At 71.7% G+C, this 21597-nt stretch carries 21 protein-coding genes; 10 read left to right on the top strand and 11 right to left on the bottom strand.

Translation table 11 applies throughout. From position 1 onward, the window contains the following. Positions 1 to 78 precede the first annotated feature (78 nt). Positions 79 to 1356, top strand: coding sequence for a PQQ-dependent sugar dehydrogenase (locus COGEMETH_RS18955; RefSeq protein ID WP_238184158.1), 1278 nt, complete (start codon positions 79 to 81; stop codon positions 1354 to 1356). 102 nt (positions 1357 to 1458) lie between these two features. Then, on the top strand, positions 1459 to 1779 hold the full coding sequence (locus COGEMETH_RS18950; protein WP_238184157.1) for a c-type cytochrome: 321 nt from the start codon (positions 1459 to 1461) through the stop codon (positions 1777 to 1779). 8 nt (positions 1780 to 1787) lie between these two features. On the opposite strand, the gene COGEMETH_RS18945 is transcribed toward COGEMETH_RS18950, so the two are convergent. Beyond that, a complete protein-coding gene (locus COGEMETH_RS18945; RefSeq protein ID WP_238184156.1) occupies positions 1788 to 2474 on the bottom strand; it encodes an ArsR/SmtB family transcription factor in 687 nt (228 codons plus the stop codon). Between the two features lie 164 nt (positions 2475 to 2638). On the opposite strand from COGEMETH_RS18945, the gene COGEMETH_RS18940 reads away from it, so the two are divergent. The 4 genes from COGEMETH_RS18940 to COGEMETH_RS18925 all read left to right on the top strand — a co-directional run bounded on the left by COGEMETH_RS18940 (position 2639) and on the right by COGEMETH_RS18925 (position 4833). Next, complete coding sequence (locus COGEMETH_RS18940) at positions 2639 to 2944, top strand: NIPSNAP family protein (RefSeq protein ID WP_238184166.1); 306 nt, start codon at positions 2639 to 2641, stop codon at positions 2942 to 2944. Between the two features lie 12 nt (positions 2945 to 2956). Next, entirely contained in the window at positions 2957 to 3625 is a 669-nt protein-coding gene (locus COGEMETH_RS18935) for an antibiotic biosynthesis monooxygenase family protein (RefSeq protein WP_238184155.1), read from the top strand. Positions 3626 to 3922: 297 nt separating this feature from the next. Beyond that, complete coding sequence (locus COGEMETH_RS18930; protein WP_238184154.1) at positions 3923 to 4267, top strand: hypothetical protein; 345 nt, start codon at positions 3923 to 3925, stop codon at positions 4265 to 4267. A gap of 122 nt (positions 4268 to 4389) precedes the next feature. Further along, complete coding sequence (locus COGEMETH_RS18925; protein ID WP_238184153.1) at positions 4390 to 4833, top strand: hypothetical protein; 444 nt, start codon at positions 4390 to 4392, stop codon at positions 4831 to 4833. A 165-nt stretch (positions 4834 to 4998) separates the two neighbouring features. Here the strand turns inward: COGEMETH_RS18925 and COGEMETH_RS18920 are convergent, their stop codons facing one another. From COGEMETH_RS18920 to COGEMETH_RS18905, 4 genes are all read right to left on the bottom strand, one after another. Further along, positions 4999 to 6135, bottom strand: a complete 1137-nt coding sequence (locus COGEMETH_RS18920; protein ID WP_238184152.1) for a GNAT family N-acetyltransferase — start codon at positions 6133 to 6135, stop codon at positions 4999 to 5001. Then, positions 6132 to 7478: an oligosaccharide flippase family protein gene (locus tag COGEMETH_RS18915; protein WP_238184151.1), complete on the bottom strand. Its 1347-nt coding sequence runs from the start codon at positions 7476 to 7478 to the stop codon at positions 6132 to 6134. Before COGEMETH_RS18915 ends, COGEMETH_RS18920 begins: the two co-directional genes overlap by 4 nt. An 89-nt stretch (positions 7479 to 7567) precedes the next feature. Then, positions 7568 to 8485 carry an SGNH/GDSL hydrolase family protein gene (locus COGEMETH_RS18910; protein ID WP_373875395.1) on the bottom strand — a complete coding sequence of 306 codons (918 nt, stop codon included), beginning with the start codon at positions 8483 to 8485 and terminating at the stop codon, positions 7568 to 7570. Beyond that, on the bottom strand, positions 8452 to 9543 hold the full coding sequence (locus COGEMETH_RS18905) for an OpgC family protein (RefSeq protein WP_238184149.1): 1092 nt from the start codon (positions 9541 to 9543) through the stop codon (positions 8452 to 8454). Before COGEMETH_RS18905 ends, COGEMETH_RS18910 begins: the two co-directional genes overlap by 34 nt. A gap of 201 nt (positions 9544 to 9744) precedes the next feature. Between COGEMETH_RS18905 and COGEMETH_RS18900 the strand changes: the two genes are divergently transcribed. Beyond that, positions 9745 to 10011, top strand: a complete 267-nt coding sequence (locus tag COGEMETH_RS18900; RefSeq protein WP_238184165.1) for a hypothetical protein — start codon at positions 9745 to 9747, stop codon at positions 10009 to 10011. Between the two features lie 7 nt (positions 10012 to 10018). On the opposite strand, the gene COGEMETH_RS18895 is transcribed toward COGEMETH_RS18900, so the two are convergent. Continuing rightward, positions 10019 to 10816, bottom strand: coding sequence for a class I SAM-dependent methyltransferase (locus COGEMETH_RS18895; RefSeq protein WP_238184148.1), 798 nt, complete (start codon positions 10814 to 10816; stop codon positions 10019 to 10021). Positions 10817 to 10986: 170 nt separating this feature from the next. Between COGEMETH_RS18895 and COGEMETH_RS18890 the strand changes: the two genes are divergently transcribed. The 3 genes from COGEMETH_RS18890 to COGEMETH_RS18880 all read left to right on the top strand — a co-directional run bounded on the left by COGEMETH_RS18890 (position 10987) and on the right by COGEMETH_RS18880 (position 14369). Next, the gene (locus COGEMETH_RS18890) at positions 10987 to 12828 is read left to right on the top strand and encodes a class I SAM-dependent methyltransferase (RefSeq protein ID WP_238184147.1); all 1842 of its coding nucleotides are present in this window, start codon (positions 10987 to 10989) and stop codon (positions 12826 to 12828) included. 25 nt (positions 12829 to 12853) lie between these two features. After that, positions 12854 to 13882, top strand: coding sequence for a M23 family metallopeptidase (locus COGEMETH_RS18885; protein WP_238184146.1), 1029 nt, complete (start codon positions 12854 to 12856; stop codon positions 13880 to 13882). A gap of 157 nt (positions 13883 to 14039) precedes the next feature. After that, positions 14040 to 14369, top strand: coding sequence for a hypothetical protein (locus COGEMETH_RS18880; protein ID WP_238184145.1), 330 nt, complete (start codon positions 14040 to 14042; stop codon positions 14367 to 14369). Here the strand turns inward: COGEMETH_RS18880 and rfbA are convergent. The 5 genes from rfbA to COGEMETH_RS18855 form a co-directional block, all read right to left on the bottom strand. Further along, entirely contained in the window at positions 14366 to 15253 is an 888-nt protein-coding gene (rfbA, locus tag COGEMETH_RS18875; protein WP_238184144.1) for a glucose-1-phosphate thymidylyltransferase RfbA, read from the bottom strand. The genes COGEMETH_RS18880 and rfbA overlap by 4 nt on opposite strands. Continuing rightward, complete coding sequence (gene rfbD / locus COGEMETH_RS18870; protein WP_238184143.1) at positions 15250 to 16158, bottom strand: dTDP-4-dehydrorhamnose reductase; 909 nt, start codon at positions 16156 to 16158, stop codon at positions 15250 to 15252. The genes rfbA and rfbD overlap by 4 nt, the downstream gene beginning before the upstream one ends. Beyond that, complete coding sequence (gene rfbB / locus COGEMETH_RS18865) at positions 16159 to 17217, bottom strand: dTDP-glucose 4,6-dehydratase (RefSeq protein WP_238184142.1); 1059 nt, start codon at positions 17215 to 17217, stop codon at positions 16159 to 16161. Positions 17218 to 17241: 24 nt separating this feature from the next. Continuing rightward, a complete protein-coding gene (gene rfbC, locus COGEMETH_RS18860) occupies positions 17242 to 17793 on the bottom strand; it encodes a dTDP-4-dehydrorhamnose 3,5-epimerase (RefSeq protein WP_238184141.1) in 552 nt (183 codons plus the stop codon). 199 nt (positions 17794 to 17992) lie between these two features. Next, entirely contained in the window at positions 17993 to 21580 is a 3588-nt protein-coding gene (locus COGEMETH_RS18855; protein ID WP_238184140.1) for a tubulin-like doman-containing protein, read from the bottom strand. Between the last annotated feature and the right edge of the window lie 17 nt (positions 21581 to 21597).

Below are 21597 nucleotides of genomic sequence, written 5' to 3'. Positions count from 1 at the left end.
GCCGCCTTGCCGGCTGCCGCCGAACGCCTACGATTCCCGGCAACGCCCGACGACGGGGCGAATCCGGGAAGGAAGTCCATGCGCTCCGCGATCCTCGCCGCACTTCTCGCCGGCGCCGCCACCGGCGCCCTCGCTCAAGGTGCCCCTCCGGCCGAGACCAAGGCCAAGGTGGACGACCTGGAAAAGCTCCAGGCGTTCAAGAGCACGAACACGGCGCCCGCCGCCGAGGTGCCGCAGACCGGCCGCCGCGCCGACGCGATCCGCAAGACGCTCGCCAAGATCAAGCTGCCCGAGGGCTTCAAGATCGACCTCTACGCCGTGGTGCCCGACGCCCGCTCGATCGCGGTCGGCCCCAACGCGGGCGTGCTGTTCGTCGGCACCCGCAAGAGCAAGGTCTTCACCGTCACCGACCGGGACAAGGACCGGGTGGCCGACGAGGTGCGGCCCTTCGCGCCGGGGATCGAGTTCAAGATCCCCAACGGCGTCTGCTTCTCGAAGGACGGGGTGCTGACGGTCGTGGAGCAGAACCGGGTGCTGTCGTTCCCGGCGGCCGAGTTCTTCTACGAGGCGCCGGACGTGGCCGCCGCCCTCGTGGTGAAGCAGGGCGACCTGATCCCCGCCTCCGAGGAGAGCTTCAACCACACCGCCCGCGTCTGCCGCGTCGGGCCGGACGGCAAGACCTACATCGCGCTCGGCCAGCCCTACAACGTGCCGGCCCCGGAGAAGCTCGACCTCTACGCCAAGCACGGCATCGGCGGCATCGTCCGCATGGATGCGGACGGCAAGAACCGTGAGGTCTTCGCCACCGGCATCCGCAACTCGGTCGGCATCGACTTCGCCCCGGACAAGACCCTCTGGTTCACCGACAACCAGGTCGACGGCATGGGCGACGACAAGCCGCCGGGCGAGTTGAACCGGGCCACCAAGGCCGGCGAGAACTTCGGCTTCCCCTGGTACGGCGGCGGGCAGGTCCGCACGGTCGAGTACAAGGACCAGACCCCGCCGGCCGGCGTGGTCGCGCCGGTGGCCGAATTGCCGCCCCACGCGGCCGACCTCGGCCTGACCTTCTACAACGGCAAGCAGTTCCCCAAGAGCTATCGCGGCGGCATCTTCATCGCCGAGCACGGCTCCTGGAACCGCAGCGAGCCGGTGGGCGCGCGGATCATGTTCGCGCCGGCCGGCGCGGACGGCAAGGTCGGGCAGCCCGCGCCCTTCGCCGAGGGCTGGCTCACCGGCGACGGCGAGTACCTGGGCCGGCTGGTGGACGTGGCCGTGCTCCTCGACGGCTCGCTCCTCGTCTCCGACGACACCGCGGGGGCGATCTACCGCATCTCCTACGAGGGCGATGCGAAGTAGGCGGCACGACCCGGGCGGCGCCGGAGCGCGCCGCCTTCCTGCTCGATCCCCGCGCCCGGTGGGTGGGGGCCGGCGCCCGAACGGAAGAATCCGGAGAGCCGCATGATCCGCCTGTCCGTTCTCGCCCTGCTGCTCGCCCTCGCGCCGGCCTGCGCCCAGGCCGGCGACGCCGGTGCGGGGCGCAAGCGTGCCTCCGCCTGCCAAGCCTGCCACGGCATGGACGGGCTCTCGAAGCTGCCCGAGGCGCCGAACCTTGCGGGCCAGGTCGAGATCTACCTCGTCAAGGCGCTCGGCGAATACCGTGACGGCACCCGGAAGAACGAGGTGATGAATGTCGTGGCAAAGGACCTGTCGGATACCGACATCGCCAACCTGGCGGCCTATTACGGCGGCCTGCAGATCGAGGTCCTGCCGCCGGGCTGAGACCGGCCTCAGAGCGCGATCCCGAACCGCTCGCGAAAACCTGCGCGGCCCGCCTCCGTCACCGTGACGGCGCGGCTGTCGCGGCTGCGGGCGATCCAGCCAAGGTCCTCGCAGCGGGTGCAGAGGGCGGCCCCCAGGATGCCGGCCAGATGCGGGCGCCGCTCGCTCCAGTCGAGGCAGGGCCGGCAGAACAGGCGCCGGCCCGTCCTCACCGGCTCCTGCGCGATGCCGAACTCCGCGAGCAGGGAGTGGCCGGCCGGCGTCACCTCGCCGGCCTCCTCCGTGAGCTGGATCGCGCCGCGCGCGACGAGGGCGTCGGCGAGCGACACCGCGAGCCGCCCGGCGAGGTGGTCGTAGCAGGTGCGGGCCTCCCGCAGCGCCGGGTCGATCCGCGGCGTGACGCGCCGGGCCGGGGCGGGCGCGCCGGCAAAGACCAGGATGCCCTCCAGCATCCGCGCCACCTCCGGCGAGGCGAGGCGGAAGTAGCGGTGCCGGCCCTGGCGGGCGAGGCCGAGCAGGCGCCCGTCCACGAGCTTGGCGAGATGCCCGCTCGCGGTCGCGGGGGCGATGCCGGCGGTGAAGGCCAGTTCGGTCGCTGTGAGCGCGCGGCCGTCCAGCAGGGCGGCCAGCATGTTGGCCCGTCCCGGGTCCGCGATGAGTGCGGCGACCTCCGCCATGCCGATGCCTGAACGCATGATGGGCGCAATCTAGCCCCGGATCGTCCCCCGATCACGCACGAACGCTTCGGCCGCGACCGAAGCGTTCCGGGATGACTCCGCCGGCCGGCCTCGCCATCCTTCCGCCCATGACGGCCCCGGCCGAGGACCGGCGGCATGACGCGACACGGGAGGAATCCGGCATGATCACCTGCTGCATCCGCTACACCCTCGATCCGCACCGCATCGACGCGTTCGAGGATTACGCGACGGCCTGGCTCTCGATCATCCCCCGCTGCGGCGGCGACCTGATCGGCTACTTCCTGCCGAAGGAGGGCAACAACACCGTGGCGCTGGCCCTGATCGGGTTCGAGAGCCTGGCCGCCTACGAGACCTACCGCGCACGCCTCGCCGACGATGCGCAGGCGCGGGCGAATTTTGCGATGGCGCAGGCGTCCCGCTGCATCCTGATCGAGGAGCGCACGTTCCTGCGCCGGGCCGCCGCCTGAAGGAGGATGACGATGTTCACGGTGATCTTCGAGGTCGAACCCGGTGAGGGCCGCAAGGACGCCTACCTGGCGCTCGCCGCCGAGATGAAGCCGGTGCTCGAATCGATCGACGGCTTCGTCGACAACGAGCGCTTCGCCAGCCGGGGCCGGGCGGGTCGCATCCTGTCCCTGTCCACGTGGCGGGACGAGAAGTCGGTGATCCGCTGGCGCACCGAGGCGCGCCACCACCTCACCCAGGAGAAGGGCCGCTTCGGGATTTTTTCGGATTATCACCTGCGCGTCGGCGAGGTGACGGCGGACACCCGCCCGCCCCAAGGCCTGTCCATTCGCGAGCAGCGCTTCGACGCCACCGAGACCGGCCGCGCCAAGGCCTGCACGATTACGGAACTCGAGCCCGACGACGCCGCCGCGCTGCCGGACGGGGTGGGCGGGGTGCTCCACGCGGTGGGGCTCGATCCGGCCGCGCCCGGACTCGTCGGGCACGACGTGTTCGCGAGCATCTACCGGCCCGGCAAGCTCCTCGTCCTCGGCTCCTGGGCCGGGCCGGAGGCGGCCGGCGCCTTCGGCCCGATCCCGCCCGCTGCCACAGGGATGCGCCACCGCGCCGTCCGGGTGATCCGCGACTACGGCATGTTCGACCGCCGCGAGAGCCCGCAATACTACCCCGACGTGGTCCGCTGACCGCGCCGGCGCTTCCTAAAACCAACCCGGAGACCGGCCATGCCGGACATTGCCGGACCGGGTGAGGGACATCGGAGCGCACGCGACGTTCGGCCTGATCAGCAGAGCCAAGATCGGAACCTTATATCGATCAGTCCGCGGGCCGACGTTTCGAGATGAGCAAAATATAGCCTCATCTCGGCAAACCGGCTAAATTTCCCCCATATTTCCAATTCCGGGGCGCGGCTCGAAACTTTCGCGTCCGGCTTCCGTAGGATTCGTCTTGAGGCGCGCGCGCCGAACCATCGGGAGCCTCTCATGCGGATCTGTCTTGGCGCCATGGCCTTCGCCGCCCTGGTCGCTCCCTGTTCGGCGCAGGACGGTGCGCGGCTACCGTCCGTGACGCCCGAACAGCGGGAATCCGTGGGCGAGAAGCGGGCGGAGGAGACCCGGGAACTGTTTAGGCGCGCGAAGCTCCGGCAAGGGCAGATCGACCGGAAGAACAACGCCCTGTGGACGCGGTGGATCTTCGCGGTCTGCGTTCAGTGCAGCATCACGCCGAAGAACGTCCGGATCGTCTACACCAATCCGATCCGTGTGCTGGCCGGCATCCCGGCGGCCATGGACGACGCGCGCCGGCTCCGGCGTGGGCAGTCGATCTGAGCCACGTCCCGTTCGGTCGTGGACGATCCGTCCGACCGGATGTACGCTTCCGGTCCCGCGCGATGCGAGGTCCGCCGGTCGGATCGCCGCGCCGACGGTCCTGTCTCTCGCTGGAGGCTCCGATGCACGCTTCGACCGTATCCGACGCGACGGCCGGGCTACGGCAGGACGTCCGACCCGCCCTGTGGCCCCCGACGGCCCGTGCCGTCCTGGCAGGCGGCACAGTGCTGGCGCTCGCCGCCGCGGGACTCGTCGTGCTGCGCGCGCCCGAGGTCGCCAGCGATCCGGATCTCGCGCGGGTGATTCGCTGCGTGGCCATGATCAAGGGCGGCTTCGCGCTCGCCGCCCTGGCGGCCTGCCTTTGGCGGCTCGGGCGCCCCGTATCCGGATGGCGGCACCTCGCCTACGTGGCCGGGCCTCCGCTGATGGCCGGCGGCGCGGTCGTGCTGTGGTCGCTGCACGGGCTCGCGGCGGCGCTCGGCCTGCATCTCGGCCTGTTTTCCGTCGTGGCCGCCGCTTTGACCGATGCGGATTTCATCCCCGCCCTGCGCGGCCGCCGGCTCTAATACCAAGCCTCGGTGAGGATGCCTCATCGTGGCTTGGCCCCCGCGACTGCGCGGCGGCGGCCGTCCACCGGACCTCATAGGTTCTTGCCTATGAGGCTTGGTATAAGTCTTTGATTTGACGCGCCCCCTTACGCCGAGCCGGTGCTCACTTCGGCGGGGAGCGCTCTAGCGGCGCTTGAGGGCGCGCCTGGCGGTCTCGCGCGCCCGGTGCTCGAAGTGGGCGAGGCGGATGCGCCGGTCGAGGGAGAGGGCCCCGGCACCGGGGGGGAGGGCGACGACCTCCGCGATGGTCTCGCGCTCGCGGTAGAGGCCCTCCAGCACGGAACCCGCCAGCGTCGCCGAATCGAGCCGGTCGGCGAAGGCGGTCTCATGGCAGGCGCGCACGATCTCGGCCTCCAGCAGCAGGCCGGGGGCATGGGTGCGCAAGCCCTCGTCGAAGGCGGTCTTCAAGAGCGTGGCGGTGCCATTGCCGGTGAGCGCCAAGCTGATCGCGACGGGCCGCCCGTCCAGGGTCAGGGCGTCGGCGCGCGCACCCACCGGGCCGTCCGTCTCGGCAAATAGCGCGCGGGCGAGGGCTACTGTCTGCGGGCGGCAGGCCATGGCGCTGCCGGCCTCACCCTTCCAGCCCGCCCGTTCGAGGTCGAGGAAGGCCTCGACCAGGGCCGTCAGGCGCGGGCCGCCGGCGGCCGTCTCGAAACCGAGCACACCGCCTTCGGCCAGCCGGCGCGCCCGCCGCCGCAGGTCCTTCAGGCGCGAACGGTGGGGATGGCCGGAAAGGAATGCCTCGTAACTCTCGCGGCGGTCGAGCACCGGCCGGGCGAAATCCGCGACCGTTGCGTGCTGCCAGCCTGCCGCGCGCATCGCCGCAAGCATGCCGGCGCCAGCCGGGCTCTCGACGGGGAGCAGCGGCCAGCGCCAGGCCCCGCTGCCCGAGGCGGCTCCGAGCCCGGCGACGAGGGCGTCGAGCGTGCCGGCAAGGTCCGGGCCGTCCGCCACGAGGGGCGCGGTCGCCGTGACGAAGGGCGAGAGGAAGGGGCGGGCGACGTGGGCGCCGAGGCCGCTGAGGTCGCGCCGCGACCGGAACGGCAGCAGGGCGTCGAGGCGCGCCCCGTCCCGGACGACGACGAAGGCGAGGTCGTCGGGCAGCAGGCCGGCGGCCCGGTGCGCGCCGAGCACGTGCCGTCCGTAATGCGGATGCGGCGCCCGTGCGCGCGAGAACAGGTCGTCCCAGGCGCCCGGATCGATCTGCGAGAACCCGCAGATCCCGGTCCGCGGGTCGGCGTTGCGGCGGGCGGCGATCATCGGGCCGCTCCCGCCAGCCCCGACCAGACCGGGGTCGACAAGCCGTGCACGGCGCCGGCCGCCACCGCCAGGACGAGGGCGCGCAGCACGGTGGCCAGCGCCATCGCGGAGGCCGCGCCGGTGACGCCGAAGGGCGGGATCAGGGCGAAGCACAGGCCGGCGGCCACCGCCAGCATCGCGAGCGTGATGCCCGCGCAGAGGCGCTCGCCGCCGAGCATGGTCAGCAGGTCCTCGCTCGGGCCGAACAGGCTCGCCGCGACGCTGCCGGCGGCGAGGATGGCGAGGATCGGCACGCTCGCGCCGAAATCCGGGCCGAACATCGCCAGCAGCAGCGGGCTCGCCGCGATCACGCCGAGGGCGACGAGGGCGGTGGCGCCCGCGGTGGCGAGCCCCATGCGCCGGACCAGCAGGATCAGGGCCTGCCGGTCGTCGATGGCGTGGGCCGCGCTGTAGCGCTGTGCGGTGGCGGCGGTGGCCGCGAAATGCACGAAGACCACGAATTGCTGGATGCGCGTGGCCGCGAAGTAGAGGCCCACGGCCGAGGGCGGCATCAGAAAGCTCAGGACCACCACGTCGACGAAGGTGAAGCCGGCATTGGCGAGGTCGATGGCCGCGATCGGCAGGCTGGTGCCGAGCCAGTGCCGCCAGCGGTAGCGGCGCGGGCCGGCGGGGATCGTCCGCCGCAGGCGCAGGATCAGGAGGACTGCCTGGAGGGTGATGGCGAGGCCTGCCGCCACCAGCATGCAGCCCATGGCGACGCCGGCCTTGGCGGGCGCGCCGGCCAGAACGGACAGCAGCATGGCCGCCATCATCACGATCTGGCGCAGCAGGTAGGGCGGGGCGATGGCGAGCACGGCCCAGTCCTGGCTGCGGGCGACGCCTTCCAGGTAGTCCTGGAGGGCGAAGAGCGGCAGCACGCAGGCCGCGATCAGCAGGGGCGCCTGATAGGGCTGCGAGACCAGGTTCGGCCAGAGCGTCAGCAGGGCGGCGCCCGCGAGGGCCACGACGAGCGCCGCGCCGCCGGTGACGAGGGCGCCGGCCATGAGGTAGCCGCGGGCGTGGTCGAGGTCGCCGCGGGCCTGGTCGACGGGCAGGAACCGGCAGGCGCCCTGCGACAGGCCCAGCGTCACGGAATGGCCGAGCATCGCCGTCCAGACCCAGACGGTGGCGAAGATGCCGTATTCCTCCCAGCCCATCAGCCGGGCGGCCAGGACCTGCGCGCCGTAGGCGAAGGCGGCCGAGGCGATGCGGATGGAAAAGACCGTCAGCGCGGACCGCGCCGGTCCGCTCCGGAGCGACCGGAGCCGTCCGAGCGTCGTCCCGAAGGATGCCCCCGCTGCCATGCCCGTGTCCCGACCGATCGATCGGCTCCCGCCCCGGAGCCCGGCCCCGAGACTTAAAGGGCCGCCGTTGCGGGGGCGTTAACGGCGCCTCACCGGTCGGCGGGCCTGGTCACGGGAGCAGGTGTGGCCTTGCCGGGCACCGTGCCGGTGGCGTCGGGCTGGAGCAGGGACAAGGTGATCGCACGGGTGACGTGCTCGGCGAGGCAGCGCAGGCCGAGTTCGTTGAGGCGGAACTGGCGCCCGAGCATGTGCCCTTCGCCCTTGTCGGTGCGGCCCGCGAGGTAGCGCAGGGCCTCGTAGCGCAGGACGAGGGGGACCTGCTCGCGCGCGGCGACCTCCCGGACGCTGCGCACGATGCTGCTGTAATAGGCGTCGTCGGCGAGACTCGCGGTATAGAGGGGATCGACGAGGACCACGTCGATGTCGTGCGACTTGATCCACTTCACGGTCTCGTCGAGGGCGTCGGCGAAGGCGTCCACGTCGACGCGGGCCAGGGCGTCGTGGGTGCCGACCTGCCAGATCACGAGGTCCGGCTCGACCTCGGCCACCATGCCGCGCAGGCGCTCGGCCGCCCCGCCCGCGACCTCGCCCTGGAGGCCGCGGGCCTCCATCACCACGTCCACGTCCGGCAACGAGCGCTCCAGGGCGTTCTCCAGCTTGACCGGATAGGTCGCCGACGCCCCCAGCGCCGAGGTGCCGCCGATCGCCAGAACCCGCACCGGGCGCTTGTCCTTGAGCGCGGCCTTCACCGCCGCCAGCTTGGCCAGGGTGTAGAGCTGGGAGCCTGGAACCCGGCATTCGGGCGAGAGGCTGGCGTCGCCCGCCTCCGGCGGACTGCCGCCGGGGAGCGTCGGCGGCGAGACGATCGTGGGGGAGACGGCCTGCCGGCTCGCCTGCGGTTCCTCGGCCGCGGCCGTCCCTCCGCACAGGAGGGCGGCGGCGAGGAGCACCCGGGTGGCGGGATGCCGGGACATCAGGCCCGTTGTCCGGGCTTGCGGGAACGCCATTCGACGAACCATGCGGTGAAGCCCAGGCCGAATACGCCCGAGCCGACGACGATCACGTCGACGAGTAGTCCGCCTCCCGTCCAGAAACGCAAGAGCTGGCCGGCGAGGCTCATGACGGAACCCATCGAGAATACAGCGAGCGAGTTTCGGCCGAGGCGCGCGAGATAGCGGACGACCGGTCCGATCCGCGGCGCGATCATGGGATAGACCGGTCCGAACGCGAGCAGCACCCCGAGGAAGTGCACCAGCCGCGCGGGGGTGAGGTAGGACTTCTCGAAGGTGAACAGCAGGCGGGGCTCCGGCACCGCGAGGGGATCGGGCCTGATCTCGAGGACCGAGAGCACCACGCCGACGACGACGATGACGACGCCTGCGGGAAACAGCCGGCGCGACCAGCGCCGCAGGGTGTCCGATTCCCGGTTCCAGTCGTGGAGCACGAAGCCGAGCACCAGCAGGAGCTGCCAGCAGAACGGGTCGAAGAACCAGTCTCCCTGCCCGGGCCAGGACGGCAGGTTCCACTCCTCGATCAGGCTGAGGAGGTAGATGCTGGCCGAGAGCAGCATTGCCATGGTCCGGCTGTCGCGGGCGAGCAGCACGAAGAGCGGTGCCGCCCCGAGCAGGACGACGTAGAGCGGCAGGATGTTGAAGAAGCCGAGCTGGTGGGACAGCAGCGCCACGCCGACGATGGACTGGATCGGGTCGGCGAAGAACGTGCCGGCGTTGTGCCATTCGAGGATGAGCGGGTTGTCGAGCACCAGTGCCGTGCCCGCGATCATCGCCAGCGCCAGCACCATCACGGTAAGCTGCGCCCGGTAGACCTCGATGGTGCGCGAGAACAGGCGCAGCACGGTCTTCAGCCGCGGCTCGGGGACACCGTCGCGCCCGCGGGTGGCGATGCCGATCGACCAGCCGGCCAGGAACACGAACAGCTCGGCCGCGTCCGAGATGCCGTACTGGGAATAGGTGTAGCGCTCGAAGGTGTTGCCCGGCACGTGGTTGACGAAGATCGTCACGAGGGCGAGCCCGCGCCAGAAATCGATCGCGTTCGGTTCCCGCATCGCGGTGGCGGCTCCGGAGTTCTGCTGAAGACCGCGTGCGTGGTCGGGCGGGGTGCGGCGGGCCCTGATACGGCGCGCGGGCCCGATCTGCAAAGATGGACGAAGGCGGGCGGCCACGAATCACGGTGTGGGTCCGCCGTCCGGGCGAACCGCCGCCACGCTTGCGCGTTAGGCCGCTTCGAAGGAGATTTTTCGATGCCGATGTCGCACCTGCTCACCGCCCTGTCCCTCCTGGTCCTGACGGTGCTCGGCGCGCCGTCCGCGGCCCGCGCCCAGGCTCAGACCGGGACCGGCGGCGGCCCGGCATCGACCGTCACCGCGCCCAACACCTCGACCGTGGGCCGCACCAAGCCGCCGGGCGCGGCCGCCGGAGCCGAGACACCGGGCGACCGGCGCGAGCGCACGCCGGAAGAGAAGCAGAACGACAAGATCCAGAAGGGCATCTGCATCGGCTGCGGCGCGAAGTAGGCGCCGGTCACCGCCGCGGCTTCATTACCAGCCAGGGCGTCGCGCCCGAGCGCCATTCCCACATCGCCAGCAGCCGGTCGAGATGGGTGGTCTGCTCGAACCAGTCCGGCAGGGCAGGGGGCGTCAACTGCTCGTCGACGCGCCGGACGTGGTGGGTGGCCCGAAAACGCTCGGCGATGGTCTCGCACAGGCCCGGCTTGAAGATGTCGTGGCATTCCACGAGCACGCTCATGCCGGCGAGGGCAGAATAGAGGTCCGGCCGCAGCAAGGCGTCCTCCCCGCCCTCGATGTCCATGACGACGAGCGTGCGCCCGCCGGCATGGAGCGCGAAATCCGCGCCTTGGAACTCGCCCCCGGTCTCGATCCGGTCGGCCACGCCGTTGAGGGCCGCCAGTTCGCGCACCGCGTCCTGCGCGATCGGGTTGGTGTCGTGGGCGAGGACGCGCGTCGTGGTGGTGCGGCGCGCGAGCCCCACGGCGTAGTAGCCCTCCGCCGAACCGATATCGATGATCGTATCGAAGGCCGAGTCCGTCACCTCCATCAGGAAGGGATGGAGGGGCGCCTCGTAGCAGCCCAGCAATTTGGGCGCGAGGCAGCCTTCCGCCGACCGGTTCAGGAACACCATTCCGGCGAAGGGGCCGTTCTGCACCGTGAGCCCGTGGCGGGCGATGATCTGGTTGTCGATCAGCTTGGAGCGCCAGATCGCCAGGGCGCGCAGGCACTGGTTCAGCCCGGCCGGCGAATCGAGCGCCCCGTCCTGGATCGCCTTGCGCAGATGCTTGGCGGCGAGTTCGTGAAGGTCCATCCGGTCCGGTACTCGACGGTGACGGCGCGTCGAAGGGGAGGTGCGACGGACGCCCGGGGGCGACAGTGTCCGCTCGGTGCTTGCAGGATACAAGAGGCCGATCCTCCGGCGGACGTGCATCGGACGAGGTGGGGTTGTGAGGGCCGGCGCTTCGTGAGATGCCGCGCCCGATGACCACGCCCGATCGCCCAGGCGACGCATCCGCGCGGACCCGGCCGGCCGAACCGGAGGCGCCGGGCCTCGGGCTCGCGATCCTGTTCTGGTTCTACAAGGCGCCCGAGATCTGCGAGGACCGCCTGCGGCAGTTGCGGGCCCTCAACCCGGGCACGGCGATCTACGGGCTCTACGGCGGTCCGCCCGGCGAGGCCGCCGGGATGGGCGAGCGTCTCGGGCCCCTGCTCGACGACCTTTACCTCTTCGCGCAGGCACGAGACGACGCCTGGAAATGGCGCCACGGCGACCAGCTCGTCGCCGCCTGGCACCGCGACCGCGGCCGGCACCTGCCCTGGGACACGGTTGTGCTGGTCCAGTGGGACATGCTGCTGCTCAAGCCCGTGGCAGAGCTGTTCGCGATGCTGCGTCCGGGCGAGGCCCTGTTCTCGGGGTTCCGTCCGGCCGAGGAGGTCGCCGGGTGGTGGGGCTGGCTCGACCCGGCCCGGCCCGGCCGGGCGGGCGACCTCGACGCCTTCCGGCACTATCTTCTCGGATCGCACGGCTACGACGGGCCGCTCTGGTGCTGCCTGTTCGTCGTCGTGTGCCTGCCGCGCGGCTTCCTCGACCGCTATCTCGCCGCGGGCCACCCCGAGGCCGGCTTCCTCGAATACAAGCTGCCGACGCTTGCCAAGGTCTTCGGCACGCCGGTCTGCACGGACCACCCGTTCGTGCCGTGGTGGGCTGCCGACCCCGCGACCAGGGACGCCCCGGCCGGTCGGCGCCTGCTCAACGCGGTCGGTGACGACGTGCCCGCCGAGGTCGTGCGGGCCGAGAGCGCGGCCGGGCGCGCCCACGTGTTCCACCCGTTCCGTCGGGTATTCGCCGCCGGACCATCGCCGGTCCCGGCCTGCCGCCTCTGCGGCAACGCCGCCGGCAATCGCTGCCACGCGGCACGCGAGATGATGCTCGGCCGGCGCGATCCGTTCGATTACGTCGAATGCGCCGCCTGCGGCTGCCTCCAGATCGAGACCGTCCCGGCCAACCTCGGCGAATATTACGGGGCCGACTACTACAGCTTCGGCGACCTCGACGGCGAGTTCGCCGATCCCGCCCGGCGGCGGCAATACGCGGAGGCGGTGCGCGGCCTCCTGACGCTGCCAGAGGCAGAGGCCGCCGCCATCGCCCACGCGGACATGCGCCGCCCGCTCTGGTCGCTGCGCCGCCTCGACCTGGAGCGGCGCCGCCGCATCCTCGACGTCGGCTGCGGCTCGGGGCGCCTGCTCTACCAGCTTCGTCTGGCCGGCTGGACGGATGGGGTCGGCATCGATCCCTACCTCGCGGGCGACCTGCGCTACGACATCGGCCTCGACGTGCGCCGCGCATCGCTCGCCGAGGTCGAGGGCTCCTTCGACGCGATCATGATGCACCACGTCTTCGAGCACCTGCCCGACCCCGCCGACGCCCTGCGGCAGGTGGCGGCGCGGCTCGCCCCCGGCGGCCTCTGCCTGCTGCGTCTGCCCTTGGCGGATTCGCAGGCCTGGGAGACCTACGGCACGGACTGGGTCCAGCTCGACGCGCCGCGCCACCTGTTCCTGCACACCCGCAGGAGTCTCGAACGGCTGATCGCCGCCGCGGGCCTGCGGATCGTGGACGTGGTCCACGATTCCTACGATCTCCAGTTCTGGGGCAGCGAGCAGTACCGCCGCGACATTCCCCTATTCGATCCGCGCTCCTACCGCTGGGGCCAGGGCGCGCCGCTGTTTACCGCAGAGGCGATCGCGGGCTGGCGGGCCGAGGCCGAGCGCTTGAACCGGGCGGGCCGGGGCGATCAGGCCGCCTTCTACCTCGCGGCCGCGTGACCGGCCCGGCATGGATGGAGAGCCGATGACCCTGCGCCTCTTGAGCCTGCGACCTACCCACCTCGCCCTCCTGCCGCTCCTGGCATCCGCGGCATACGCGGAGGAGATCAGGCTGCACTTTCCGCTGGCCTGCGTGCCGGGACAGACCTGCTTCGTCCAGCACTACGTCGACCAGGATTCCGGGCCCGGCGCGCGGGACTACACCTGCGGCAGCCGCACCTACGACAAGCACAACGGCACGGATTTCCGCATCCGCACCGGAGCGGAGGCGAAGGAGGAACCCGGCACGGTGCTCGCCGTCGCCGCCGGACGGGTGCTGCGCGGCCGCTCCGACATGGCCGACGGGCGCGAGCGCGGCTCGGACGCCGCCGCGGTCAAGGGCCAGGAATGCGGCAACGGCCTCGTCATCGCCCATGACGACGGCTGGGAGAGCCAGTACTGCCACATGGCCCGCGCCAGCCTCAGGGTGCGCCCGGGCGACACGGTCTCTGCCGGCCAGCCGATCGGGCAGGTCGGACTGTCCGGCGAGACCGAGTTCCCGCACCTGCACCTGACCCTGCGCCACGGCGGCAAGGTCATCGACCCCTTCGCCCCGGACGCCACGGAGGGCACCTGTGATCCGGGCGCTCTGGCGCCGGCGCGCAGGACCCTGTGGAGCCCGGAGGCGCAGGCACTGCTCGCCTACCGCGCGGGCACCATCCTCAACGCGGGCTTCGCGGACGGGCCGGTGGCGATGCAGGCCGTCGAATCCGGTGCCGTGCACGCGCCCGGCCCTGACGCGGCGGCGCTCGTCGCCTATGTCAGGGTGATCGGCCTCGATGCCGGGGACGTGCAGAGCCTGACCCTGGCCGGGCCGGACGGCCGGACCCTGGCCGAGCGGGTCGAGCCGGCCCTGGAACGCTCGCGGGCGCAATCGCTCCTCTTCGCCGGTCGCAAGCGACCCCCGGAGGGGTGGCCGCCCGGGCGCTACACGGCCCGGTTCACCCTGCGCCGCGGCGCGGCCGTCGCACTGGAGCGGGACTGGACCATCGAGCCGGCACAGGCGCGCCCATGACGGGCGCGTGAATTGACTTAGCCGTGCGAAAGGGTCTGACTGATCCGCGGTGGCGGACCGCTTTTGTCTCCCGCGAGCCCCGGACGGCACGGTCCCGTCCCCCGTCCGGCACGGGCCGATCCGCCAACGCAACGACCAACCGAAACAGAGCCTGACCGTGGACGATACCCTCGAACTGCGCCAGCAGTTGGCGCGCGCGTGGCACTCCGTCCTCGACGCGGCCGTCGAGCGCGGCACCCCGACCCAGGCCGTGATCGAGACGATGGCGGCCGTCGCCCACGAGCGCTTCGCCGAGAGCTTCGGTCCGGCGGCGGCGGCGAGCTATCTCTCGCTGCTCGCCGAGCAGCTTCGCGACGCCGAGCGCTCGCAGACCGATTTCCTCGTGCGCGGCGACGACGCGCCGACCCGGCCGCCGCCGCCCGCGCCGGACGACCTGGACGCGATGATCGACCCGAACTGGCTGACGCGGGACGAACTGTTCGGTTAGCGCAGCGAGCCCGCGTCGTTCTCGCGGGCGAGACGGAGCAGGTTCTGGCCGTAGGCGGTCTTCGAGAACAACTCGCCGCGGGCGACCAGCTGCTCGCGGTCGATGAAGTTCTGGAGGTAGGCGATCTCCTCCAGGCAGGCGACCTGGAGGCCCTGCCGGTGCTGGATCGTGCGCACGAACTCGGAGGCTTCCAGCAGGCTGTCGTGGGTGCCGGTGTCGAGCCAGGCATAGCCCCGCGACATTCGCTCGACATGGAGCTGCCCGCGTTCGAGATAGGCCTCGTTGACGGAGGTGATCTCCAGCTCGCCCCGCGGCGATGGCTTCACGGCGGCGGCGATGTCGAGCACCTGGTTGTCGTAGAAGTACAGGCCGGTCACCGCCCAGGTCGATTCGGGCTCCTTGGGCTTCTCCACGAGGCGGAGCGGCCGGCCGGCCGAGTCCAGCGTGACGACGCCATAGGCCTGCGGGTTGTCGACGTGGTAGGCGAACACCGTCGCCCCCGCCTTGCGGCTGGCGGCCCGCCCCAGCAACTCGCTCATCCCGGCGCCGAAGAACAGGTTGTCGCCCAGGATCAGGGCCACGTCGTCCCCGCCCACGAATTCGCGGCCGATGATGAAGGCCTGGGCCAGGCCCTCGGGCTTGGGCTGGACCGCGTAGGAGAAGCTCAGGCCGAACTGCTCGCCGGTGCCGAACAGGCGCTTGTAGTTGTCCAGGTGCTCCGGGCTGGAGATGATCAGGATCTCGCGGATGCCGGCCAGCATCAGCACCGAGACCGGGTAGTAGATCATCGGCTTGTCGTAGACCGGCAGGAGCTGCTTGTTGATCGACAGCGTGGCCGGGTGGAGCCGCGTGCCGGAGCCCCCGGCCAGAACGATGCCCTTCATCGGTGGTCCTTCTCCATCGGGTCCGAGACCGGCCCGACGAGGCGGTCGAGGATGTCGGCGAGCGCGTCCTGCCAGGGCCGCATGGTAAGGCCGTAGGCCGCCTCCAGGCTCCGCGTGGACAGCCGGGAATTGGCCGGGCGCCGGGCCGGCGTCGGGTAGGCGCTGGTCGGAATGCCTGTGACGGGGACATTGCGCCCGCCCCGCCTCACGCTGCCGGCGACGATCGCCTGCGCGAAGCCGCACCAGGTCGTGTCACCCCCGTTGACGCAGTGGAACGTCCCGGTCGGCGCGACCTCGTCCCCGGCGAGCCGCAGGGCGATCGTGGACAGGGCGGCGGCGAGGTCGGCCGCCGAGGTCGGGCAGCCGTGCTGGTCGTCCACCACGGTGAGCGCGTCGCGCTCGGCCGCAAGCCGCAGCATCGTCTTGACGAAGTTGCCCCGGTGCGGGCTCACCACCCAGGCGGTGCGCACGATGGCGTGGCGGGGGTTGGCCGTGCGCACCGCCAGTTCGCCCGCGGCCTTGCTGGCGCCGTAGACGCTCCTGGGGTCGATCGGGTCGTCGGGCTCGTAGGCGCCCTCGCCCGAGCCGTCGAAGACATAGTCGGTCGAGACGTGCACCAGCGGGATCGCCAGACGGGCGGTCTCCGCCGCCAGGATCGCAGGCGCCAGCGCGTTGAGCCGCCATGCCTCGGCGACCTCGCCCTCCGCCTTGTCCACCGCGGTGTAGGCCGCCGTGTTGACGACGGCGGCATAGGGCCGCCCGGCAAGGACGGCGGCCACCGCGGCGGCGTCCGTGACGTCGAGCTCGGCCCGGCCCGGCGCGTGGATGCGGGTGCCGGCAGGCCAGGACACGGCCTGCAACTCTGTGCCGACCTGGCCGGCGCCACCGAGGATCAGGAGGTCCATTCAGCCGGCCTTCGTCGCGAGGCCGAGGCGCTCGCCCTTGTAGCGGCCCTCGCGGATCGGGCGCCACCAGCCCTCGTTCTCGAGATACCAGCGGATGGTGTCCTCCAGCGCTGCCTCGAAGCTCTTGGAAGGCGCCCAGCCGAGTTCGGCCTCCGCCTTGCCCGGATCGATGGCGTAGCGCCGGTCGTGGCCCGGCCGGTCGGCGACGAAGGAGATCAGTTTCTCGTGCGGCCCGTGGTCGGGCCGCAGCCGGTCGAAGGCGGCGCACAGCGCCTTGACCACGGCGAGGTTGTTGCGCACGGCCCGTCCGCCGAGGAGGTAGGTCTGGCCGATCCGGCCCCGTTCCAGCACCGCCACGAGGCCCCTGGCGTGATCCTCGACGTGAATCCAGTCGCGCTCGTTCAGGCCGTCGCCGTAGACCGGCAGAGCGCGCCCCTCCAGGGCGTTGAGGATCATCAGGGGAATGAGCTTCTCGGGGAAATGGCGCGGCCCGTAATTGTTCGAGCAGTTCGTCACCAGCACCGGCAGGCCGTAGGTCTCGTGCCAGGCCCGCGCGAGGTGGTCGGAGGCCGCCTTGGAAGCCGAGTAGGGGGAGCGCGGGTCGTAGCGGCTCTCCTCGGTGAAGTAGCCGTCGGGCGGGAGCGAGCCGTAGACCTCGTCGGTCGAGACGTGGAGGAACCGGAACGCCTCCTTATCCACCCCGGACAAGCCCTCGTAGTGGCCGCGGGCGGCGTCGAGCATCACCTGCGTGCCGATGACGTTGGTGCGCACGAAGGCGCCCGGATCGGCGATCGAGCGGTCGACGTGGCTCTCGGCGGCCAGATGCATCACCGCCTGCGGCCTGAACGCCGCGAAGGCCGCGCGCACGGCGGGCGCGTCGCAGATGTCGGCCTCGACGAGGCGGTGGCGGGGGTCGTCGGCGAGGCTCGCCAGGGAGACGGGGTTGGCGGCGTAGGTCAGGGCGTCCAGCGTCAGCACCTCGTGGCCGAGGTCGTGGACGAGATGCAGCACGAGGGCCGAGCCGATGAAGCCGCAGCCCCCGGTCACCAGAATGCGCATGTCAGGGCTCTCCTTGCTCAGCGCTCAGAACACGGTCCCGAGGTCGGACAGCCGCGGGGCGCGCTTGTCCTTGTCCGACAGGATCGCCTCCGCATCGGCGACCGGCCAGTCGATGCCGATCTCGGGGTCGTTCCAGACCAGCGCCCGGTCGTGCTCGGGGCTGTAATAGGCGTCAACCTTGTAGGCCACCATCGTGTCGGGGGTGAGCGTACAAAAGCCGTGCGCGAAGCCGTGCGGCACGTAGAGCTGCTCGCCGCCCTCGGCGTCCAGGGTCACGGCGACGTGCTGGCCGAAGGTGGGGGAGTCCCGGCGCAGGTCGACGGCCACGTCGAGGATGGCGCCCGAGAGCACCCGCACCAGCTTGGCCTGGGCCTGGGGCGCGAGCTGGAAGTGCAGGCCGCGGATCGTGCCCTTCGGCGCGGAGAAGGACTGGTTGTCCTGCAGGAAGGGCTGGACGATGCCGGCCCGCGCCAGCACGTCGGCCCGGAAGGTCTCGGAGAACCAGCCGCGGGCATCGCCGTGGCGCTTGGGCACCACGCGCTTGACGGCCGGAATCCGGGTCTCGATCACATCCATGCAACGGCCTCCGGGGTCGATCGGCCCTAGGCCTCGGCACGGCGCTGAAGAGCGGTCCGCACGTCGGGCTCGGGGCATCGGGCTGCGGCTTCCGGCCATTCGGCACGGTTGTCAAGGGAAGCGGGGCTCGTGTCCCGCCGTCGTTCCGCTCCCTCAGGCAGGAACCGCACCAACTCCGTCCACCGTCTCCGCGAGCCTTTCACGCCGTCCCCTCGGACGGCGGTTCGGGCCTCGGCGGGGCGGGCGGGAACAGGGCCGCGAGCGCCGGATGGCGGGCGGCCGGCATCCAGGCTTCGCCCTGCGGATGGACCTGCGTGGCCGGTCCGATCCGGCCGTCCCGCACCATCGCGGAGAGTTCGGCCAGCGGGTAGGGGCCCTCGACCGTCTCGCGGAAGACGAAGAACAGGGTCTGCGGCGGACGCTGCGGGGCGTCCGGTGCCGGATCGGACACGCCGAGGCGCAGCAGCGCTGCCGTCTCGAACCGGGCGGGGTCGACCGCGCGCTTGTCGAGGGCGCGCAGGGCCGGCGGATCGGTCGCGTCGCGGTTGGCCTCGGTGGGCTCCACGTCGCCGAGGCTCCCGGGAATCGGAACCGTCCAGCGCTCGATCGCTCCGAGGAACGTCTCGTAGAGCGCGTCCGGTCCGGCGGGGATCCCCGCCACGCGGCTGGCCGGGTCGAGGGCGGCGCGGCGCCAGCGATCGGCCAGGGCCAGGGCGACCCCGTGAGCGATGCCGCCGATTCGGGCCTCCGCGTCGTAGTTCACCGTCTCCCGCCGCGGCGCGTAGGCGCGCTTGCCCGTCCAGGCGAACAGGGCCGCCATCGCCAGCGCCTGCACGGGCGAGAGCGCGGCTTCGGCGCGGGCGATGTGGGCCTCGACCGCGTAGCGCTGGGCCGGATCGAACAGCTTGCGCCGCAGGGTGCGCTCCGAGCCGATGCTGCGCCAGTCGCCGGGCTCGAACTCGAAGCGCCAGAGGCCGTCGTCGGGATCGCGCCGGAACAGGCCGAGGCAGACGCCGCGCAGGAACAGGCCGAGCGTCTCGCGCAAAGCCTCGACCTCCTCGGCGGAGGGCACGACGGGATCGGGAAAGCGCAGGTAATCCTTGTGGTTGTGCAGGGGGATGGCGTCGATGCGGTTGAGTTCCTGGGCATAGGCCGTGCGCCAGTCGCGGCGTAAGGGGCCGAGCACGTCGAGCGGCACGCCCGACAACTCGCAGTAGCAGACGATACGGCCGCGCACCCCGGATTCGAGGTAGGCGATCTCCCCCGCGCCGAGCAGCGGCGGCAGGGCCGCGCGCAGCATCGCCCCGAACTCCGCCTGGAAGGCGCGGGCGCCCTCGACCGCCAGGATGGTCTTGAACTGGTCGCCGCTCGGCTGGAAGGCGTCGAAGCGGGCGAAGATCCAGGGCAGGCAGCGCAGCAGCATCGTCTCCAGCATCTCGCGCTGGCGGGCGGGGGCGAGTTCGCGCAAAGCCGCCAGCGCCGAGGGGATGCGCGCCTGGTGGGGCCCGAGCCGGCGCCGGGCCATGCTCCGCACGGCGTTGAGGAGTTCGGCCCGGCTGTCCTCCTCCCGCATGAGGCGGAAGATCGCCTGGGACCCGCCATAGGCGCGGAACGCCTCCCGCGCCCAGGCGAGGCGCTCGCCGGCATCCACCGCGATCTCCGGCAGGCTGCCCGAGGGCAGCACCAGGAAGGTGCCGCCGGAGGGGCGCTCGATCGCGTTGCGGATCTCGGCGAGGTCTAGGCGCAGTTCGGCGCCCATCCGCTCCACGTCCGCATGGCCCTGGCGGAGTTCGCCGAGCAGCCCGTCGTAGCGGCTCTGCCCGGTCTCCTCGTCGCGCCCGATCCGGCTCCCCAGCCGGCCCGAGACCCGGCGCAGGAGGGCTGCGGCCTCCCGCGCGGCCACCGCCCGGATGCGCAGGACGGCGAAGCCCCGCAGGTCCTCGCGCGCCTGATCGAGGTAGCGCTCCGCGTCGCGCCGATGCGAGAAGATCAGGCCGGGCCGGACTTGATCGAGGCGGGTGAGCGAGGCGGAGAAGTGCTCCGACAGCATCTCGTCGGCGATGCGGGCATAGGCGTCGGACGCCGCCACGAGACGCGCCAGGGCGCCCCCGTCGGATTCGATCACCTCCTTCACCCCCTCGATCAGGGCGAGGGTGTAGTCGAGGCCGCCGCGCTCCTGGTCGTCCAGCCGCTGGTAGAGGGCGCCCCGCAGGGACGCGGCCTCCGCCTCGGAGAGCAGCGCGGTCTCCAGGCGCGCGCGCACCTCCTGCACCTCGGCCCCGCGGGGACCGTAGGTTACGCCGGAGCCGGTGCGGCCGAGGATGTCGTCGCGCAGGCGGTCGGCGACCTTGCGCAGGTTGCCGGCCCAGTCGCGGACCGAGGAGACCTCGACCTTGATCGCGTCCACCGCCTCCTCGACGCCGAGCGCCACCGATTCCTGGATCGAGCCCCCGTCCGCGCGCTGGAGCAGTACGCCGACGAGGTCGTACTCGGGGATGCCCGGGGGCACGGGCGCCAGCACCTTGGGGAACGCCTCGAAGGCGGAGAAGCGCAGCGACAGCCGGTCGGCCAGGAAGCGGTCGCGCTCCTCCACCGTGGGGATGTGGCGCTCGCCCGCGCCGCGGGCGACGCCGAAGAAGGCCTCGACCATTCCGAGGCTGGTGCGGGTCGCCGTCTCCTCGAATTCGAGGCTGCCGCGGGTGGCGAGCACCGCCTGCCCGAGGGTCGAGTAGTTGAGGGAATAGAGCGCCGTGCGGCCCCCGCCTTCGCCGGCCGGCGGCGCCCATTTGCGCATTTTGTGCTGGGTCTGGTTGACGCCGGTGGAGCGCTTGCGGGCCGAGAACTCGGAATTGCCGAAATCCTCGAACAGCACGTCGGCCATCATGTCGTAGAGGTCGCCGACGTTGCCGGTGCGCTGGTCGGCGAGGTTGTGGGTGTCGAACAGGTACACGTCCGAGAACGGCCGCTCCACGTCGCGGGAGACCGTGTCGTAGTCGCTCCAGCGGGTGACGTAGGGCGGCTGCGGGTTGCCCCGCATGGCGTATTCGAGTTCCGACAGGGTCGCGAAGCCGTTGGCGAAGACCCGCTCCTTGTTGGCGCCGACATAGCCGGAGGGCAGGGCGAGGAAGAGCTCGACGGAATCCGGGCGCTTGGGTGTCTCCAGGGACGAGATGGCGTAACCGGCGTCGATCACCGCGCCCGAGCCGGTGCCGCCGGCCACCGAGGCGACCACGACGACGCGCAGGTCGGTGGAGGTGTCGAGGCCGGCCGCGCGCAGGCGCGTCTCGTTCGACATGTTGGCGAGCACCGCGTTCGCCTTGGCCACCATCCGGCCGGTGAAGTTGCGGTACGCGTCGAAGAACAGCAGCCGGGCGATGCTGCGGATCTGCCCGGCGCCCTTCGAGGAATCGATGCGCGAGAGGTCGCGGGCGGGCAGCCATTCGTCGATATGCGGGTAGTTGCGCCGCTCGGCCTGGTAGCGGGCGAGGTTGACCGCCTTCTGCAGGGTCTCGCCCTCGCTGAAGGCGACCTTGGCGGCCATGGGATCGGTGGCGGCCGCCCGCCCGCTCTCGCGGGCATCCAGGGTGTCGGTGTCGAAGTAGAGGAAGCTCGCGGCCGGGAATTCGTCGATGGCGTTGAGCCGCGCCCCGTTCCAGTCCGCCTGGAGGATGCGGCGGCGCAGGCGCAGCAGCACCTCCATGCCCGTGCCGCCGAGCGCCACGAACACGGTGGGGCGGACCTTCAGCAGGGTCTCGGAGCCGCCTGGCCTCACGTCCGCATCCGCCATCGCCCGATCCGCTCCCG

It is taken from the genome of Methylobacterium trifolii (genome assembly GCF_022179685.1).
GTDB classification, from domain to species: Bacteria; Pseudomonadota; Alphaproteobacteria; order Rhizobiales; family Beijerinckiaceae; genus Methylobacterium; species Methylobacterium trifolii.
This window is presented reverse-complemented; position numbering and strand designations above follow the sequence as displayed.